The organism is Psychrobacter sp. H8-1 (assembly GCF_904846575.1).
GTDB lineage: Bacteria > Pseudomonadota > Gammaproteobacteria > Pseudomonadales > Moraxellaceae > Psychrobacter > Psychrobacter fulvigenes.
The window spans coordinates 1,143,577-1,162,653 of record NZ_CAJHBG010000001.1 but is presented as its reverse complement, the minus strand read 5'-3'; the positions used below and the strand labels follow the sequence as shown (position 1 = coordinate 1,162,653).

Here is a 19,077-nt window from a genome sequence, read left to right as displayed (position 1 = left end):
TTATTCTCCACCTTGTCTGGCTACTGCGATCTTTTCAGCGGTTTTGAGCGCTGCTGAGGTCATGATGTCTAAATTACCAGCATAAGATGGCAAGTAATGCGCCGCACCTTCTACCTCAAGAAATACTGAGGTTTTCAGCCCCGTCAATGTGCCAATATCTGGAATGTGCAGGGGCTTTTGTTCGGTATAACGCTCAAACTGTACTTCTTGCTTCAAGCGATAACCAGGTACATAGCTTTGTACTTCCTTTACCATCTCAGCAACGCTGGCTCTGATATCATCCTCATTGGCGTCTTCAGAAAAGGTAAGTACCGTATCGCGCATGATCATCGGTGGTTCAGCAGGATTCAATACGATGATGGCTTTACCTTTTTTGGCGCCGCCTACTTGCTCAATGGCTTTTGAGGTGGTCTCAGTGAACTCATCAATATTGGCACGTGTACCTGGCCCTGCCGACTTAGAGGAGATAGAGGCGATGATTTCTGCATAATGTACAGGCGCTACGCGTGATACGGCATGCACTATCGGAATAGTGGCTTGACCACCACAAGTCACCATGTTGACATTAGGCTGATCGATATTGCTCTCGCCATTGACCGCAGGGACGATAAAGGGACCGATGGCGGCTGGCGTCAAATCAACGATGACTTTGCCTGCTTCTTTACATATATTTGAATGAGTGGCGTGCGCATAGGCTGAAGTGGCATCAAAAACAATAGCGATCTCATTCCACTCAGGCATAGCAACTAAGCCTTCGATACCTTCATGAGTTGTCCCTACTCCCATACGTTTGGCACGAGCCAAACCATCAGAATTAGGATCAACGCCAACCATGGCGACTACCTCAAGCTCTTGCGAGGTTTTTAGGATTTTGATCATCAAATCGGTTCCGATATTTCCTGAACCTATGATTGCGACTTTAGCTTTAGTAGACATGGTACTGGCTTCCTTTTTAATTAATTGACGTCCTATTCGAGGTACTATTCGGTTTGTTATGCAATAAAACTCACTGAGACACTATTTAGGCCGTCTATACTAGCGGTAAATTGATCACCTGATTTCACCGCTACCATAGGGCCCAGCGCACCAGAGAGTACAACGTCACCTGCTTTGAGCGGTTGACCATTTTCGATCATCCTGTTAGCCAACCACAGTGTTGCTAATAACGGGTTACCTAGACAAGCTCGTCCTTCACCTTGGGAGACGATTTCATCGTTATTTGATAATTGCATTTTGCAGTTTTCTAAGTCCAGCTGACTGAGTGCGACAGGAGTAGTACCCATAATGATCCCACCATAAGAAGCATTATCAGCAATCGTGTCAAACAGACTAATGTCCCAATTTGCCACCCGGCTATCGACAATCTCTAAAGCCGCAACAGCATAGTCAACAGCATTTATCACATCGATAATCGTCAAATGATCAGCGTCCAAATCCGACTTCAGGACAAAAGCTATTTCAGCTTCAACTTTAGGCTGCAAAAACTGAGCGACAGATATCTGCGCCCCCGAGCAGTAGCAAGTATCGGCATAGACCATGCCGTAGTCGGGTTGATCGACACCTAATTGTGCTTGTACCGCAGTCGATGTCAGACCAATCTTACGCCCAATAGTGACTCGGCCTTGCTCAATCCAACGGTGATGGTTTTCTTGCTGAATGTTATAGGCCAAAGAGATGTCACTGGCGTCAACTTGGTGACGTAATGGTGCTATTGCGCCTTTTTTATAAGCATCAAAAAGTGTGGTGGCTAATTCTGAAATCTTATTGTGATCGTTCATAATCTGAGCTCTCATGTGCGTAATGTGTCTAGAAGTTATTTACGTGGAGGACGTTGAAATTTGTGTCCCCAAGCTGAATTGGTGTGATGAACTTTGACATGCCATGTATCATCATCAACCTCTATAGCACCCCAACCAAACTCAACATCAAAACCAGACGGACTCATGGTATAAAAAGACAACATCTCATCATTAGAATGTCGACCGAGCGTAAAGGAGAAGTGTGTCCCTGCTTTTTCTGCGGCATCCATAGCGCGACCAACGTCATCGACGTCATCGACTTGCAACATGATATGGGCAACTTTTGCTGGGATAGGTACAGGCGCTAGCGCCAAAGAGTGATGGCGTCCATTACAACGCAAAAAGGTGATACTCAAAGGTTTACCAGGTACGATCTCGGTATTGATATAGTCTGATACTTTGAACCCCAGCAGCTGGGTATAAAAATCTTCTTGCGCAGTATGGTCTTTACTAATAAGGACAATATGACCGAGCCCCTGCTCACCAGTAATAAAGCGAAAACCTTTAGGACTAACAAAAGGTTTATTAGTCAATTGCAAGGAGCCAAAAAATGCTTCGCAGCGGGTGCCATCAGGATCATTAAAGACGATAAGCTCTTTGACTTGACGAGATTTCGCCAACTCATCTGAACCCAACTCAAACGCAACATTTTGGTCAGTCAAACGAGCTTTTAAGCTTTCTAAATCTTGCTTGTCACTAACTTCCCAACCGACATAATCAAGGCTGTCGTGATCTGAGTTTTTGAGTTTGATACGCCAAGCGTAAGAATCGATTCGCAGTGACATATCGCCGTTATCATGATCATCTATACTGACGCCTAATATGTTATTAGCGTAATCCTGCCAAGCTGCTTTATCAGCTATTGAAAAGCCCAGATAGCCTAATGCTTTTATCTCTGACATTTTAAAAATCCTTTTTTTAAAGTTTAATCCTTGAGCCCTACCGTTAGCCGCGCATCAGCTTTCGTAGGGGCAGCTCTGGATCAGCTAACTGTAATGGATCAACATGAATATCATTCTTTATCATGCGCATGGCAGCACGAACCGCATTCGGATTATTAACGCTAACAGCACCAATAACACGATTGTCAACCACACTAAAATATACGGGCCAATCGCCTTCGAGTCTGGTAACCAAATGCTCTTTAGTAGGCAAAATCTTGCCAGCCATCTCTATATGCAAATCGCCTTGATCTGACCAAAACCAATCAACAGGCGTCTCTGGCAGCTCTTTATTGAGAATAGCCGCCGCAGCGCGCTCCCCTTGATGTTGAGCGGATTGCCAATGCTCATGACGAATCGTTGAGCCATCAGCTTGAGCGACTGCCGCCACATCTCCAGCAGCATAGATACCCGAAAATTGGGTAGCTTGATTTTCATCGACCTGAATGCCGCCGGTGGCTTGATTAAGTATTTTGGATTGAATCGCCTCAGAAAAATAAGGCGTCTTTGGCGTCATGCCGACACCCATAACAATGGCATCAACCTCAATTGAGGAGTCATTCTCAAATAAAATAGAGACTTTGCCATCTGCTTGTTCTGCAAATTTTTTGATACGGCAATTAGTGACTAGTTCCACCCCTTGGGCGCAGGTATTGGCGACAATTTTTTCACAAAGCGCCTGCGGTAGTAGGTGAGCCATAGGTAGCTCTACTGCATCTAGCCAGTGCACAAAAAAGCCAGATTTAGACAAAGATGCCGTTGTCTCAGCGCCAATAAAACCGCCACCGATCACAGCAACACGGGCATCAGGTGTTAGTCTCTGACGTAAGTTAAGAGCATCCTCATAATTACGTAGTACCAATACTTGAGACAAATCAGCCCCTTCTATAGGTAAACGTCGAGCTTCTCCGCCCGTAGCCAATACTATGACGTCAGCCGTTAATTGCTTGCCCGACTCTAAGGTAACAGTGCGTGAAGTAGGATCTACATCACGAGCACCATCACCGTAGTGAGCTTCTATATTAAGCTCAGTAAGCTCATCATCACTGATCAAAGCGATATCTTTATGCGTAGTATCTAATTCTAATAATATCTGCTTAGATAATGGCGGTCTCTCATAGGCACCGTGCTGGTCTTTGTCAACCAATACAAGACTACCCAAAAACCCCTCATTACGTAGTTTTCTGATACAGCTAATACCAGCTGCACTAGCCCCTACGACAATGACCGACTCAACCTGACTCATCTCTCAACCCCAACGTATATCTCACCGTCTTTGATCTCAACATCGTAGACATTGACCGCTTTTATTGCAGGTGGATTATCAGGTACACCTGTTTTTAGACAAAATACAGACATGTGCAGTGGACACTCAACGGTATCGCCCTCTACAAAGCCATCACAAAAAGAGGCCTGAGCATGAGTACAAGTGTCATCTATAGCATAGACTTCACCACTTTCACCGCGAATAACTGCAATAGGAGGATCAAACTGATCAAGCTTTATCGCTTCGCCAATATCTAAATCTTCTAATTTGCCAACATGAAACATAACAGCCTCGCTTTATTCTGCCGAAAAGTGATTGATGACCAATTGCAGGAACTCTTTTGGTCGTTCAGCCATCACCCAATGCCCACAATTGGCTAAGACATGCAAATCTGCATTAGGCATCGAACGACCCAACTTAAAGCCCATTTCTGTCGGCACGACTTTATCTTCACGGCCGTGAATAACGATAGCGGGATGGTTGATTTTGGCGACCACGTGCTCAGGCATGCCCGAGAGTTGGGTTTCCCCCTCTTCATTTGGCTGTACCAATAACTTGCGCAGACCTTCTTGCGCGCCAGGAATGAGGCTGGTTTGATAACGTTCTTCCACCAACTCATCAGTGATGGTATCTGGGTTATACGGGAAATGTGACATGGCTTGACGCATGTTCTCGCGTGATGGCGTGTAGTCCCACCCCGAGCGTAGACCTGGTGTCATAAAGAATTTGTCACACGGAGTGCCCATCAAACAGAGCTTAGAGAATCTCTCAGGAAAGCGTGCAGCCGTTGCGAGAGTCAACGAACCACCAAATGAATTACCAATGACGTGTGTTTTCTCAATACCTAAAGCATCCAAAAAGGCCAGTAAATGCTTGCCCCAGTGTTTAATATCATAACTAAAGTTAGGATCTCTTTCGGTATGACCAAAACCAGCCAAATCAGGTGCTATCACACGAAAATGTTTGGCCAGTTCAGGAATAATCTTACGCCAGTTGGTATAAGCTGAAACACCTGGACCTGAACCATGCAGTAGCAACAGCGGCTCTCCTTCGCCCATTTCTAAGTAGTTTGTTTGCAATCCAAAAGCTTCGACGGTTTTGCCTTTGCCAGAATCAGTTACTTGCATATTAAATCTTCCTTGATAACAGTTTTCACGAGATAGTTATTTATCACTTGCAATTACAATAATAAAAAAAAGCTCTCATGTCAATACGCTACCGTATGTTAATTATGAAGAAATACTATCTACTGTTGTTTCATAAAAAAATATTAGTACATCACTATTTAGCAGAAGCTTATGTACATTGACTTTAAAAGCCTTAAAAACAGTAGGGCTTAGGAGTAAACATCATCTAATGAATTTATTTCATCCCATACTAAAATAATAGTTTTTATTTTTACCATACTCATGGGTATGCTTTTAGCACTATGCCTAACCGTATGGAGAGGCGAAAACTAAAGGCAGAAATGTTATTTATTCTCATTTAATACTATGAAGTGTTGGTTGTTGGACACTAAATAAAACTAGAGAAAGAGGAGAAAGAAGGTTTATTAGAATAAGACTTAGATTGATTAAAATGATAAAATATGGCAAATCTGATGCGGCTTGCTGGCTTTATATACGTATGATCATGTGCTATTACAAACGCTATAGTAAAGTCAGACTATTGATACTTCGTAAGCATCATTCGCAATGATTAGAACCTGTCAAACATACTAAAATAACTTTTATAAGAGTGAGTCATTTATGATTGACTCTTTTTTAATACATAGAGGTCCTAACAGCATGGATTTAACAAAAAAGAATCCAAGTCAACCCAACAAACTCACTGCTCAAGACTGGTTAGATATCGCTGAGTCTGAACTGGCCAAATCTGGTATCTCTGCAGTTAGAGTTGAGCCGCTTGCCAAAAAGCTAAAAGTCACCAAAGGAAGTTTTTACTGGCATTTTAGTAGTCGAAAAGAGCTGTTTGAAAAACTATTATCAAACTGGCGCACTCGCTCAACAGTTGCCATTATCGAGCGTTTAAGTGATATAGAGTTAACGCCAAAAGAACGACTAAGAAAACTCTTCTTAATTCCGTATAAACGTCATAGCAAAACTAATGCTGCAGCGCTAGAGCTAGCCATTCGCAATTGGTCACAAAACGATAAAGCGGTGCAAGAAATTCTGAATGAAGTTGATAGTCATCGCCTCACTTTTATTGCGATGATTTTTGAAAACTTGGGTTACGAAAAAGAACAGGCAGAAATAAGAGCATCACGGTTTTATTACACCATGCAAGGTATATCCGTAGTCAATGTGCACAAAGAAGAAGCCCATATTGAACAGATATTTGAGACGTTGTTATGATATTGCTTTTATGAATAGAGTCATTAGCAATGATGTCATCTATTTAAGCCACCATCGCATAATGGCAATTTAGTTAAGTTTCATTAGAATATCTAGTAATCATTATGCGACGGTTGTTATCTCTATTTCATAACATTTTTGTATAGCCCAAATTTAACGCGGAATCTGACGAAGGGTAAGGATTTGCTCACTACGACCAAAAGGTCCGTGTACATCATGTAAGACTGCGCTGGTTATACCAATACCGTCATTACCGTACTGTTGTACTGCTTCAATACCCAACCAACTTCCTTTAGGCACTCGATGCATGTGAATTTGTAAATCAGTATTAGGGAATATCCATTGCAAATCATCAAGCTCTAACCCGAGCCTCGGTACGATACCATTGGCAAGATCGACCATACCTAGCAGATGGACTAAGTCAGTCGTTGGCTCCCCTTCTACCATCTGGATATTGTTAGTAACCCATACCATACCTTTACCCGCACGCCGCTCTGAATTAGCAACCAAATGCACGCTTTTGACAAACCCACCAGGCCAGCCTTTCATCCCCTCCCAAACTGACAGCTCGTCAGGATGATAAGTGGCATAATCATCTTCCAAGCCTGCAATTATGCTGGTATCTTGTGTTATTAATCGCCAAGCGCGCGCAATAATAGAATCTCGACCGCCACTACTCATTACCGATTCAATTAATTCAATGGTTTTGCCAGGACGTATACAGCGAGTGGTAATCGTAAACTCATCGAGCGGTATGAGCCCTAAAATATCTAGGCTAATACGTCCTATGCGCATATTTTCTTGCGGTGAAAATTGGCTTAATTCAGCAACCATCACCCCAGTCGCTGGCGCCATATGCTGCTCATGTGGGTTCCATGCACCTTGAGCATGCTGAGTGGGCTTATAATGGGCAACACTGATATTATCTGTTTGCTGCTCGCGTTTGATACAACTGTAATACGCTGCCATGATTATCTCCTGTCCTTGCTTTTTAGTAAGCTGAGTTAAATAAATCTGAATATAGTAGCAGATATAATGATGTTGCACCCTAATCCACAAAATAACCTTCGTAGTAAACACCTTGTCTAGATAATGCCGATGTAGTTGATTCAATTTAATATGAGCTCAAAGCAGCTCGGATGTATATGTGACACTTAAGCAGGTGGCAAACCCATATAGGCTTTTTGTAATAGGTCTTCTAGCTCGTCGTAATGATATTTACGAGGGTTATAATAAGGACTGTCACACACAATCCTTGCTACTTCCGCTGGACCTGTTTCGGGCAAACCAATATCTTTTAGTGCTAATTCAATACCTAAAGACTCGTTTAAACGGTAGATTGCTATACCAACTTCTTCACGGCTACTGACACCCAAAGCTTCTACTAGTCTATCCATGGCTTCACTATCAGCATGGCGATTGTAATGGACTGAATATGCAAGCGTAATGGCATGAGCCTGCGCATGCGGTAAGTTGAAAGTTCCCCCTAAGGTATGACAGATTTTGTGGTGAATGGCCATACCAACTGAGCCAAGACAAACGCCAGCCAGCCATGCACCATAAGTTGCTTTTTGACGGGCTGAGATATTCGTAAGGTCTTTGACAATTACAGGTAAGGCAGACTTGAGCGCTTTGATAGATTCAATAGCCATTAAGCTGACGATGGGGTTTTTGTCCTTAGCATAAAGTGCTTCTACCGCATGCGCCATGGCATTCATACCTGAGCACGCTGAGATTTGGGCAGGCAAGGTTAGGTTTAGTTCTGGATCATAAATCACCACCTTAGGGAGCACATGACTGTCTCTCCCCGTGGTCTTTAGATTGTTTTCTGTCAGACCATAAATGGTTGTCATCTCACTACCAGCGTAGGTAGTCGGTATGGCAATAATGGGCAGCTGCGTCTTCAGCGCTATCGCTTTGGCAAGACCTATCGTAGAGCCACCGCCCAAAGCCAGACAGCAATCAATGTCATGGTCTTGGGCAAATCCTACTGCCTTGTCTGCCACTGCTATTGGTACATGCATGACGGCGTGCGGGTACACGCCTGCACAGATTCCTTGTAATTGTTTTGCCAGTTTATGACCCACCTCTTTTTGACCAGGCGTCGTAATGACCAATACTTTATGATAACCCTGATGCAGTAAGATATCTTTGGCTTCAGCTGACTTCCCTACACCAAAATGAACGTCAATGGGCAGGGCTTTATAATGAAAGAGTTGCATAAGATCATCCTTAATCCTTAGGGTCTATTGAATTCAATATTAAAAGACTTAGTGAGTGCAGTGTTTATTCATATTTGCTCACGTTTATAAACAAAGCCTTCTTCTTCATAAACCTGGTACGTGACTTCTAACAAGGTTTTCAATAGCGCTGACTTGTCAAAATGTCTGACGTTCATAATCACAGGCGATGTTAGAAGTCCTTGCTCGAGTGGTAGATAGCCAATTTCTTGACCGCGTAGATTTTGCAGTGATTTGGGCACGATGGTCATACCCTCGCCTGCCGCCACCAGACCCAATGCCACATGCATTTCACTCACCTCAAAATAGCAACTGGGTTTTAGGTTATTTGCTTCGAACAATCCTAATATATAATCAATAAAACTGGGGCGCGGCGTCTTCGGATAGAGTAATAAATTCTCATTTATCAGATCCGCAATATCAACGCTAGTGCGCCCTTCTTGAATGATAGGATGGTTGATGGGTACAGCCACCACTAAAGTCTCTTCTCTTAATAATATACGTCTGACAGAGGCATCTTCAAATAACAATCTGCCAAAGCCCACATCGATATCTCCACTGGTCAACGCCTGTGTTTGCTGCCATGAGTTAAGCTCATGCAGCTTAATCTGCACGGTGGGATAAGCTTGGCGAAAGCGAGAGATTATCTTTGGTAGTGTGCCATACAAAATTGAGGCAACAAAGCCTATCGATAAGGAGCTATCAAAGTTGCCCTTGCGCATGGTCATGGCTCGTAAATGATCAGACTTTTGCAATATTTGTAGGGCATGATCATAAAAGAAACTACCTGCCTCAGTTACTTTAAGAGGACGCTGATTACGATCAATTAAAGTGACGCCCAACTCTTCTTCTAGCTGTTTGATTTGTCGACTAAGCGGCGGCTGTGAGATATATAAACGCTCCGCCGCTTTATTGAAGCTTTTTTCCTCCACTACCGCTACAAAATAACGTAAATGCCTAAGTTCCATTGGCTACCTCTTGTTTTAATGAACGACTTGCTATTTCGAATATTTTCAACTAAAACTTTTATCGGTAAGTTATATAGTCAATTGATAATAAAACTGTTATAGATGTAGACACGCTACTGGTATAAATTTTACTTGCGTGCTGCGTACCCAGAGGCTGCGCAACTGTACTTCAAAAGACAGCATCCCAGTAGCGCTATATTATTTTTAAAGTATATTAACTATAGCCACAGTATACCCAAAAGGTATCAATATTTGTTAAAACAAGTCTTAGACAAGCTTAACCACAACGCCTATAGTGATATAAAGAATGCAGAATTACTTATTAGCGCTTAAGGGCTTAAGGATAGATATGATTCGTTCAATTAATACCTTGCTGGTACCGATACCAACTATTCGAGAGCATAAGCTTGCTTGTACAGTCATGAGAGAGCAAGTACTGGTATTGGTGCATATCCAGACCGAAGATGGCTATGAAGGTTGGGGCGAAGCGACTACCATCGGTGGTCTAAGCTATGCTGAAGAAAGCCCTCATAGCATCAAAACCAATATTGATACCTACTTTACGCCGCTGTTATTAACAGAGCAGCCAGCTACTTCTGCCAAAGCCATGCAGCTACTAAACCTACATGTCAGTGGCAACCGCTTTGCAAAGTGCGCGATTGAAACCGCCCTACTCGATATCGAAGGCAAACGCTTAGGTCTACCTGTTAGTAAGCTAATCGGTGGGCGCGTCCGTGATCGTATCGAAGTGGCATGGACACTTGCCAGTGGTGATACTGCAACCGATATCGCTGAAGCCAAGCAGATGGTCGCACAGAAGAAACACCGCATCTTTAAGCTAAAAATCGGTAGCAATCCTATTCTTGATGACGTCAAACACGTATTGGCAATCAAACAAGCCATGCCTGATTGCCGCATTACCGTCGATGTCAATCAAGCATGGACAGAGCTTGAAGCCATGAAAGGGATTAGCTTACTCCAGGATGGCGGTGTTGATCTAATAGAACAACCTGTATCAATGCGTAATAAAGCAGCACTCAAACGCTTAAAAGAGCACTTTGAAGTGGCTATCATGGCGGATGAAATCGTCCAAGATCCTCAGAACGCTTTTGCCTTAGCAGCCGATCACTGTGCTGATGTTTTTGCCGTAAAGATTAATCAAGCTGGCGGACTAAAAGCGGCTTGTCTCATCGGTCAAATGGCACAGCTAGCAGGTATTGAGCTCTATGGCGGCACGATGCTTGAAGGCCCTATTGGCACAGCCGCATCAGCGCATGTGTTTTCTACTTACCCTAGCCTAGGCTTTGATACAGAGCTTTTTGGCCCACTATTACTAACCGATGATGTGCTGGCGCAACCACTTGATTATCATGATTTTGGTCTAACGGTGCCTACAGGCGCTGGACTGGGTATCGAAGTCGATAAGGACAAGGTCTATCACTATGCTGAGCACAGTGATGCAGCCCTACCCAAGCTTTCTGAATCAGAGAAATATACTGCTAAGTCTTAATTGCAATAACTATCATCAAATGATGTTTATGTGATCAAATTTATTCACCAATCATTAATAAGGAAGTCACCATGTTATACCACGTCAGAATGGATGTTTTAATCCCAACAGATATGGATGCTGATAAAGTTAATGAGCTCAAAGCCACCGAAAAAGCCCTCTCACAAAAGCTGCAAGAGCAAGGTAAGTGGCGTCATATTTGGCGTTTGGCTGGCGAGTACTCTAATTTCAGTATCTTTGATGTCGAAAGCAATGAAGAGCTACACGATATTATGATGTCGCTACCGCTTTATCCTTATATGAAGGTCGAAGTGACGCCTTTATTACGTCATCCTTCATCTATCCGTGATGACGACAGCTAACACAGTTATCCATACAGTAAAAACATTGAGTAAGGCTACTCAATTAAATACCTTTTAAATAGTCCTCAACAAGGAGAGAGACATGGAACACAAGCAAATTGAAGCATTGGCCGAAAAGTTTGTTAAAGGCAAAATCGACTATCCTGAGCAAGTCAATCCACGCGTGCAAGAGATTACTCTACGTATCGTCACTGACTTGATGAAAACCATCAATGACCTACATATCACTGCTGATGAATACTGGAGCGGTGTGGAATACATTGGTGACTTAGGCAAAGAAGCAGGTCTGCTATGTAGTGGTCAACTAATTTAGGACACCTGATAAGAGGCTTTTGTTAAAATAGCGTCTCTCTGTTTCTAATGGTGTTAAGTAATTGTTGAAAGTATGGGGTCTCACAGTTTGATAATAGCCCCAGATATAGTCAGTGATAGCACTCTTAGCCTCAAAGATATCTTCATAACCACCCTTTGGCATCCATTCCGTTTTAAAGCTTCTAAAGAAGCGTTCAGTTGGCGCGTTGTCCCAGCAATTACCCTTTCTGCTCATGCTTTGAATCATGCCGTCACAACTAGCCACGGATTCAGCAAATGCCTTGCTAGTGTAATGCGTGCCTTGATCCGAGTGAAACAGCACCCTACTGGGTCTAAGTCTCGTCTGATATGCCATCTGTAGTGCTTTAGCAGTCAGCATACTGTCAGGAGAGTCTGATACGGCAAAGCCCACGACACGACGGGCAAACAGATCTAACACCACAGCTAGATAACACCAGCCGCTCTTGATACGGATATAGGGTCACATCTCCCGTCCAGACTTGGTTAGGCATGCTTGGACTAAAATTGCGCTTTAGGATATTGTCGTGGGTTTTATGCATCTGATCAGCATGCTTATACTTGTGTGTCTTTTCCTGAGAGCTTTTAAGGTGCATACTCTTCATAAGACTACCTGCTAGGTAACGTGTCAGCCTGATGTTATGCTCATTCCATAAGATAGCGACAATAGTGCGAGCACCAGCCGATTGCTTGGAGTCATTGAATATCTGACGTATTAATGCTTTGAGTTTGACACGTTCTATATCAATAGGCTTAGTCTTAATACCATAGTAGTAGCTGCTTCTAACGACACCAAACAGGTGGCATAGCTTACGCTTGCTCAGTCGTTTGTCTTGCTCTGCAAGCTTGCTGATCAGCGATAGACGTTCAGGCTGTCCAAGGCTAGCAGAGCCGAAGCCTTTTTTAGAATGTCGCGCTCCATAGTGAGTCGTTTAACTTGTTTACGTAGCTCTTGTAGTTCTCTTTGCTCATCGGTGAGGGCTAAACCTGCAGCTGGTGCAACCCCTTGCTGCTCTTTTTTATACTTGCGTACCCAGTTATCTAGGGTTGATGCACCAATTCCTAAAGACTCTGCCACTTCTGCTACTTTGCGCTTATGATCAACGACTAAGCTGATAGCTTCTAATTTGAATTCTCGGGTATATTCTCTGCGGTTGCTAGTCATACTATGTTCCTTCTTTTGGGTTAGTATAACCTCTTAAGCGTGGTCCGATTTAATTATGCCACTACAGCCGTTAGAGGAATGGGATGAAGACACTGATCTGCAAAAGTTTTTTAATACTGAGCGCCTGAATACTGAATTGAGTGAGCGCCGAAGTAATTTTGATGAGCTCAAAAGACAAAACCCTGATGCACGGATAAAACCTGAAGGCTTTTTTTCTGCTATTGGTGAATCGCCTTCTTTTAGAAAAGCGGCAGCTTTAACAAGAAAAGTTGCGAAAACCAAAGCGACGGTGTTATTGCAAGGAGAAACAGGAGTAGGCAAAGAAGTATTTGCGCAAGCGCTGCATGAAGCCAGCGACCGTAATGAGAACCCATTTATCGCCATCAACTGTGCCAGTATCCCTACAGATCTGGTAGAGTCTGAGCTGTTTGGTGTTGAAAAAGGAGCCTTCACGGGTGCCCTGCAATCTCGAAAAGGCAAGATAGAAGCAGCACACTCAGGTACTTTGTTTTTAGATGAGGTAGTTGAGCTTTCTCCGCGAGCGCAAGCCTCTCTTTTAAGAGTTTTACAAGAAGGTGTACTCAATCGTGTGGGCAGCTACACAGAAATTTCGGTCGATGTTCGAGTCATAGTGGCCACAAATGAAGATTTACAAACTGCTGTCACAGAAGGGAAGTTTCGCCAAGACTTATATTATCGCCTGAGCACGTTCCCTATCCACATTCCACCATTAAGAGAACGTAAACAAGACATCCTATTGCTGGCTAAGTTTTTTTTGCAAAAGTATGCCGCAATGTATCAAAAAAGCATTAAAGGCTTCACGGATGAAGCTCGTGAGTATCTTAATTTGCATACATGGCCTGGTAATGTTCGTGAAATTCAAAATATCATTGAGCGCGCCGTTATCCTTAATGAGGACCATAACCTCATTGATGCCGCTGACTTAATGCTGTCTAATATTCAAGAAAGACATAGCCAAAGTGGTCAGAAACTAAAAATATCAGCGACCAGTGGCAATCTGCATGCTGCTGATGACAACAACGTGAACCAAGCCCTCGAAACTTTATTTCATGAAGGTTTTGATCTAGAAAAGTTTAACGATAAGCTGATTCACGCCGCCTTAAATCAATGTGATGGCAACATCTCTAAAGCCGCGCGCTTGCTGAATATTAGCCGAGCGAAGCTTGACTATAGACTTAGTAAATCAGGCCTAGATTCTTCACGCTAGGCCTGATTTACTATTGAGGGTATATAAGGATCTACTCGAAATAAAGCGAGTTCAGCTAAAATATTTGTAAAAAATCTGTTGTTAATCATTTATCCCTTTTATAAAAATAGTGGTGTAATGAACAAAATTGGATTTCTAAGGGAGCATATTAAAAACTAAAAAACCATGACGACCTTATTATAGGCCATCATGGTTTTCTTAAATCACTAGCAAAACTAACTATGCGTGGATTTGACTACCCCTTAAACTGGATACGGACGTTGCTGAGTCTGTACCGACACCCACTGATAAGTGGTGAACTCATCAAAAGTGATATGGCGACCGAAACGGCCCACACCTGAGGCCTTTTCGCCACCAAAGGCAATGCGCGGCTCATCATTGACACTCTGGTCATTGATATGAACCATGCCCGTCTTCCAGCCAGCGGCAAACTTCTGCGCACGGGCGATATCAGCAGAGTGCACTGCGCCGCTCAAGCCTGCACTGGTGTCATTGGCCAGACGCAGAGCATCTTCATCACCTGTATGCGAGATTAAGGTGGCGACAGGACCGAACATTTCTGTACGGGCAGAATAGACATCATTAGTGCCTTTTAAGACATATGGATGGACGAGAGCGCCTTCGCGTTTGCCTTCAAGTAGCATTTCCGCACCCTCTTCGATTGCCCGCTTGACAGCTTCTTCAACACGCTTCGCTTCATGCTCGTCGATTAGAGGTCCGACCAGTACATCCGCTTGTGAAGGATCACCTACTTTTAGGCCTTTAGTATATTTGACAAACTTTTCTGCAAACTCATCAAAGACAGATTCATGAACGATGATGCGGTTCACTGACATACAAATCTGACCACTGTGCAAGAAGCGACCAAAGACCGCTGAACGCGCGGCATAATCAACATCGGCATCTTCTAGTACGACAAACGCATTGTTACCACCAAGCTCTAAGATGGAGCGTTTGATTTCACGACCTGCCATTTCTCCTATGCGCTGTCCGACTTCCGTAGAGCCTGTAAAGGAGATAATATTGGGAATTGGATGTGTATAGAGGGCATCACCAATCTCAGATGTCTTGGGTACAACAACTGATAGCGCACCCGCTGGCAATCCTGCTTCTTCAAATATTTTGGCCAGTAAGATACCACCGGTAATCGGTGTGGTAGAGGCAGGTTTTAGCAATACCGTGTTGCCACTGGCTAAGGCTGTTACGACTGAGCGCATGGCTAGGAACATTGGGAAGTTAAAAGGACCAATGACGGTCACTACTCCAGCAGGTTTACGAATGATGTGGTTTATTTTATTGGGGATGGCTGAGCGCGCAACGGTAGTTTCCAATAAAAACGGATATTCTGCTGCGACTTTAATCACGCCAATACAGGCATCGACTTCGACATTGGCTTTTATCACGGTAGAGCCAGACTCACGTACCAGTAAATCAATGAGCTCTGCACGGCGATTTATCATTACTTGCGCTGCTTGCTCAATAATTTGGCTCATGGCATAAGGGTTGGTCTCACGCCACTGTTGTTGTGCTTTTTCAAGCGCCTCATAAGACTCATTGAGATCGTCTAAACTGGCGGCTTTGAAGGTTGCAATCTCTTCGCCGGTGAAGGGGTTGCTGGTTACGATTTCGTGGCTGGACGTCCCATCACGCCATTCACCATTGATGTAGTTATGATGTAGATTGTTGTAGTTAGACATGTAAATTCCTTTTTTAAATGACTACAGAAACTGCTCTTATTTACTTAATATGGAAAACTTATCATTTTCACCCTTTAAGCATAATAGCAGGGATTTTGTCAGTAGTACTAGAGCGTGTCCTAGATGCTTAACGACGGGTTTATATTAACTTTTGATTCACATATGATTAAAATAGGCCAAGTCAAAGGCCATCATAGACTCACTTCCTGCTTGAGCCATTGCTATATTTGACTGCATACGAGGTAAAATATGATCGATAAAATAATCTGCCAATTTCAATTTATTAGCATAAAACACTTCATCCTTGCCTTGGCAGGTCTCCACAATCATCGCATACATATAAGCAAAACAAAGATAACCGACAGCGTGTAAGTAATTCACGGCACAGCCATTCACTTCATCTTTACGCTCATTGATGTTCATTAATAACGTTTTGGTCAAACATTCAATATCATTGGCAGCATTCACTGTGGCCTGTTTGATGCCATGCTCGGCTTGCATGTTTGCAATATAACCGCGTATTTCAGCTAAAAAATCAAAAAGCATTGCGCCACTATCTCTGGCCACTTTTCGCCCTAGTAAATCTAATGCCTGAATGCCGTTAGCGCCTTCATAAATCTGTGCAATTCGAGCGTCGCGCACAATCTGCTCCATGCCCCACTCACGAATATAACCATGACCGCCAAATACTTGCTGGCAGTCAACCGTTGCTTCGAAGCCTTTATCACTCAAAAAGGCTTTAGTGATCGGTGTCAATAAAGCAACACGATTATTTGCAGTTTCGACGATTTGCTTGTCATTACTATATTTTGCAATATCCAACTGTTTGGCAACATACATCGCAAAGCAACGAGAGACTTCGGCATGGGATTTTGCATTGAGCAGCATCCGACGTACATCTGCATGGTGTATTAAAGCATCTGCTGGCTTATCAGGGTTTTTTATACCAGAGTCACTACGAGACTGCAATCGATCATTAGCATAGGCGACTGCGTTTTGATAAGCCAACTCTGTGACACTAATTCCTTGAACCCCAATAGCAAGACGTTCGTAGTTCATGATAATGAACATAGAGGCAAGCCCCGTGTTTTCCTCACCCACCATCCAACCCTTGGCCTTGTCAAAATTTAAGACACAAGTGGCTGAGCCTTTGACGCCCATTTTATGCTCGACAGAACCGACAGAGGCAGCGTTGCGCTCACCACTCTGATAGTCACCATTGTCGTCTTTTTCAACCAAGTATTTCGGCACAATAAATAAAGAAGTACCCTTAGAACCAGCAGGTGCGCCTGGCGTTTTCGCTAATACCAAATGGATAATATTTTCGGTCAAGTCATGGTCGCCGGCGGTAATAAAGATTTTACTTCCCGTAATATCGTAGCTTCCATCCTTATTAGGAACCGCTTTGGTTTTGATAAGTCCTAAATCCGTGCCCGCATGTGCTTCAGTCAAGCACATAGTGCCTGCCCATTCACCTGAGTATATTTTTTCCAGATAAATATTTTTTAGTTCTTCAGAAGCTGATTCTAATAAACACAGGCCTGCACCTAAGGCAAGATTGGGATAAAGCGCAAAAGCTTGATTGGCACTAAACATCATCTCTTCTTGAAACATAGATACCATCTTAGGAAAGCCTTGCCCGCCATATTCTGACGTTGCACCTAAGCCAATCCAGCCTGCATCTTTATACTGTTCATAAGCTTGTTTGAACCCTGTTGGCGTCGTTACTTTGCCATAGCCTTGTGAATCATGCGAAAAGCCAACACCTTCTTCATCACCACTACGATTCAATGGTAGAAGCACGTTTTTAGTGAATTTCGCTAACTCCTCAAGCACCATACTTACAGTATCCATGTCAATGTGACTCAGGCTTTCATTCGCTTGCCAAAATGATGGTGCCTCAAAAACTTCGGTAAGTAAAAATTGCATTTCTTGTAAAGGAGCGTTGTAGTTACGCATAAAACTTCCTTCTCTTAGAGGATAAAATGAAATAACGGACTTTAACGTCTATATGAATAACTTTTAAACCTTACAAAAATCACTGGCTTCTTTTACTTTTTTATATATTGCATCAGCATCGGCACCATCTCGACTCACTGAATCAAGATATTTTTGGGTACCTTGCTTTAATGGTCCCGACCAAGCAGGGTCATTTAGTGGATCAGGAATATCAACGATAGTACTGCCAGCCTCTTTAGCATCTTGGAGTGCTTCTATATCCATTTTACTAATCACATCACCTACCATTTTAGAAAAAACCATACCCGAGTTATCATCCAGTACTTTTTTCAAGTCATCAGGTAGTGAATCATACTTTGCTTGGTTCATATTCATAACAAAGCTTGATGAATACAAGGGAATATTGGTGTGATTATCAATGAGTTCGTTTACACGAAATATTGGCACACCATCCCATGGCAAGCTCAGTCCATCGATGACGCCACGCTGTAGAGAAGTGTAAATATCGTTCGCAGGTAATCCTACAGGTGCTGCGCCCATAATTTCTATGATGTCACCAGCTACGGCAGATGGGCGGCGGATACGCAAGCCTTTCATATCTTCAGGTGTGGCGATTAACTTAGTGCTATGTAGCACACCCGGACCCAGACCATATAGAGCTAAGACGTGAGAGTCTTCATATTCACTAGAGATAGTACCGTTATCATATAATGTCTGCATAAGACAGCTCATCTGCGAAGCTGAGTTTGACATACCAGGTAATTCAGCAATTTGTGATATTGGAAAACGACCACTGGTATAACCTTGCAGCTGTATACCAATGTCTACCCTACCATTCACTGCTGCATCATAAGTCTCAGACGCTTTACTTAGTGTGGAACTAGGAAAGTTTTCGATTTTAATACGGCCATTCGACTCTTCTTCTATTTTTTTAGCCCAAGGTTCAAATGCTTGAGTATTCATTGCTGATGGAGCAGGCATAAAGTGCGACATACGTAATACAACCACTTCATCAGAATCAGAACCTTTAGTTTTTGAACCACTATCACAAGCCGTTAGGCTCATTGGAAAAATAAAAGACAATGCAAATATGGGAAGCAGTTTTCGAAAGTTAAATTTGGTCTTGGGACTAAAGCTATTGTTAGACATAATCAAATCCTTTTGATTGAACGGTTGAGAGTGATATCGCCTTCTTGAATCACACATTTACTGACTCAGAGAGCTTCTCTTATTAATAAATTTATTCAGCTCATTAGT

20 protein-coding genes are annotated in these 19,077 nt (G+C 43.0%); 5 read left to right on the top strand and 15 right to left on the bottom strand.

Annotated elements, in window-relative coordinates; genetic code table 11:
* Genes JMY01_RS04890 through JMY01_RS04865 form a run of 6 tightly spaced genes read right to left on the bottom strand, consistent with a single transcriptional unit; the run spans position 1 to position 5,134 of the window.
* A complete protein-coding gene (locus JMY01_RS04890) occupies positions 1-936 on the bottom strand; it encodes an acetaldehyde dehydrogenase (acetylating) (protein WP_201574524.1) in 936 nt (311 codons plus the stop codon).
* 56 nt (positions 937-992) lie between these two features.
* Entirely contained in the window at positions 993-1,778 is a 786-nt protein-coding gene (locus JMY01_RS04885; RefSeq protein WP_201574522.1) for a 2-keto-4-pentenoate hydratase, read from the bottom strand.
* Positions 1,779-1,813: 35 nt separating this feature from the next.
* The gene (locus tag JMY01_RS04880; protein WP_201574520.1) at positions 1,814-2,701 is read right to left on the bottom strand and encodes a VOC family protein; all 888 of its coding nucleotides are present in this window, start codon (positions 2,699-2,701) and stop codon (positions 1,814-1,816) included.
* 43 nt (positions 2,702-2,744) lie between these two features.
* Positions 2,745-3,986: an NAD(P)/FAD-dependent oxidoreductase gene (locus tag JMY01_RS04875; protein ID WP_201574518.1), complete on the bottom strand. Its 1,242-nt coding sequence runs from the start codon at positions 3,984-3,986 to the stop codon at positions 2,745-2,747.
* Positions 3,983-4,291, bottom strand: coding sequence for a bifunctional 3-phenylpropionate/cinnamic acid dioxygenase ferredoxin subunit (locus JMY01_RS04870; protein ID WP_201574516.1), 309 nt, complete (start codon positions 4,289-4,291; stop codon positions 3,983-3,985). The genes JMY01_RS04875 and JMY01_RS04870 overlap by 4 nt, the downstream gene beginning before the upstream one ends.
* Positions 4,292-4,303: 12 nt before the next feature.
* Entirely contained in the window at positions 4,304-5,134 is an 831-nt protein-coding gene (locus JMY01_RS04865; RefSeq protein WP_201574514.1) for an alpha/beta fold hydrolase, read from the bottom strand.
* A 660-nt stretch (positions 5,135-5,794) separates the two neighbouring features.
* Here JMY01_RS04865 and JMY01_RS04860 point away from each other — a divergent pair.
* Complete coding sequence (locus tag JMY01_RS04860) at positions 5,795-6,361, top strand: TetR/AcrR family transcriptional regulator (RefSeq protein WP_201574512.1); 567 nt, start codon at positions 5,795-5,797, stop codon at positions 6,359-6,361.
* A gap of 153 nt (positions 6,362-6,514) precedes the next feature.
* Here JMY01_RS04860 and JMY01_RS04855 read toward each other — a convergent pair whose 3' ends face one another.
* From JMY01_RS04855 to JMY01_RS04845, 3 genes are all read right to left on the bottom strand, one after another.
* Positions 6,515-7,330 carry a thioesterase family protein gene (locus JMY01_RS04855; RefSeq protein WP_201574510.1) on the bottom strand — a complete coding sequence of 272 codons (816 nt, stop codon included), beginning with the start codon at positions 7,328-7,330 and terminating at the stop codon, positions 6,515-6,517.
* A 185-nt stretch (positions 7,331-7,515) separates the two neighbouring features.
* On the bottom strand, positions 7,516-8,583 hold the full coding sequence (locus JMY01_RS04850) for a maleylacetate reductase (protein WP_201574508.1): 1,068 nt from the start codon (positions 8,581-8,583) through the stop codon (positions 7,516-7,518).
* Between the two features lie 68 nt (positions 8,584-8,651).
* The gene (locus tag JMY01_RS04845; RefSeq protein WP_201574507.1) at positions 8,652-9,569 is read right to left on the bottom strand and encodes a LysR family transcriptional regulator; all 918 of its coding nucleotides are present in this window, start codon (positions 9,567-9,569) and stop codon (positions 8,652-8,654) included.
* A gap of 349 nt (positions 9,570-9,918) precedes the next feature.
* Between JMY01_RS04845 and JMY01_RS04840 the strand changes: the two genes are divergently transcribed.
* The 3 genes from JMY01_RS04840 (at position 9,919) to JMY01_RS04830 (ending at position 11,754) form a co-directional block, all read left to right on the top strand.
* Complete coding sequence (locus JMY01_RS04840) at positions 9,919-11,079, top strand: muconate/chloromuconate family cycloisomerase (RefSeq protein WP_201574505.1); 1,161 nt, start codon at positions 9,919-9,921, stop codon at positions 11,077-11,079.
* Positions 11,080-11,150: 71 nt separating this feature from the next.
* Positions 11,151-11,441, top strand: coding sequence for a muconolactone Delta-isomerase (gene catC / locus JMY01_RS04835; RefSeq protein WP_201574503.1), 291 nt, complete (start codon positions 11,151-11,153; stop codon positions 11,439-11,441).
* 82 nt (positions 11,442-11,523) lie between these two features.
* Positions 11,524-11,754 (top strand): dioxygenase, encoded by a 231-nt coding sequence (locus tag JMY01_RS04830; RefSeq protein ID WP_227677673.1) that lies wholly within the window; start codon positions 11,524-11,526, stop codon positions 11,752-11,754.
* On the opposite strand, the gene JMY01_RS04825 is transcribed toward JMY01_RS04830, so the two are convergent.
* The 3 genes from JMY01_RS04825 to JMY01_RS04815 all read right to left on the bottom strand — a co-directional run bounded on the left by JMY01_RS04825 (position 11,746) and on the right by JMY01_RS04815 (position 12,936).
* Positions 11,746-12,222 (bottom strand): IS3 family transposase, encoded by a 477-nt coding sequence (locus JMY01_RS04825; protein ID WP_227677979.1) that lies wholly within the window; start codon positions 12,220-12,222, stop codon positions 11,746-11,748. The two genes, JMY01_RS04830 and JMY01_RS04825, sit on opposite strands and share 9 nt — an antisense overlap.
* On the bottom strand, positions 12,137-12,514 hold the full coding sequence (locus JMY01_RS14420) for an IS3 family transposase (protein WP_374220360.1): 378 nt from the start codon (positions 12,512-12,514) through the stop codon (positions 12,137-12,139). The genes JMY01_RS04825 and JMY01_RS14420 overlap by 86 nt, the downstream gene beginning before the upstream one ends.
* A gap of 110 nt (positions 12,515-12,624) precedes the next feature.
* Complete coding sequence (locus tag JMY01_RS04815) at positions 12,625-12,936, bottom strand: transposase (protein ID WP_192529932.1); 312 nt, start codon at positions 12,934-12,936, stop codon at positions 12,625-12,627.
* Between the two features lie 55 nt (positions 12,937-12,991).
* Between JMY01_RS04815 and JMY01_RS04810 the strand changes: the two genes are divergently transcribed.
* Positions 12,992-14,164 carry a sigma-54-dependent Fis family transcriptional regulator gene (locus JMY01_RS04810; protein ID WP_201574501.1) on the top strand — a complete coding sequence of 391 codons (1,173 nt, stop codon included), beginning with the start codon at positions 12,992-12,994 and terminating at the stop codon, positions 14,162-14,164.
* Positions 14,165-14,406: 242 nt separating this feature from the next.
* Here the strand turns inward: JMY01_RS04810 and JMY01_RS04805 are convergent, their stop codons facing one another.
* The 3 genes from JMY01_RS04805 to JMY01_RS04795 form a co-directional block, all read right to left on the bottom strand.
* The gene (locus JMY01_RS04805; protein ID WP_201574500.1) at positions 14,407-15,861 is read right to left on the bottom strand and encodes an aldehyde dehydrogenase family protein; all 1,455 of its coding nucleotides are present in this window, start codon (positions 15,859-15,861) and stop codon (positions 14,407-14,409) included.
* 156 nt (positions 15,862-16,017) lie between these two features.
* Positions 16,018-17,820, bottom strand: a complete 1,803-nt coding sequence (locus JMY01_RS04800) for an acyl-CoA dehydrogenase C-terminal domain-containing protein (RefSeq protein WP_201574499.1) — start codon at positions 17,818-17,820, stop codon at positions 16,018-16,020.
* A 63-nt stretch (positions 17,821-17,883) separates the two neighbouring features.
* Entirely contained in the window at positions 17,884-18,969 is a 1,086-nt protein-coding gene (locus tag JMY01_RS04795; RefSeq protein WP_201574498.1) for a TRAP transporter substrate-binding protein, read from the bottom strand.
* Between the last annotated feature and the right edge of the window lie 108 nt (positions 18,970-19,077).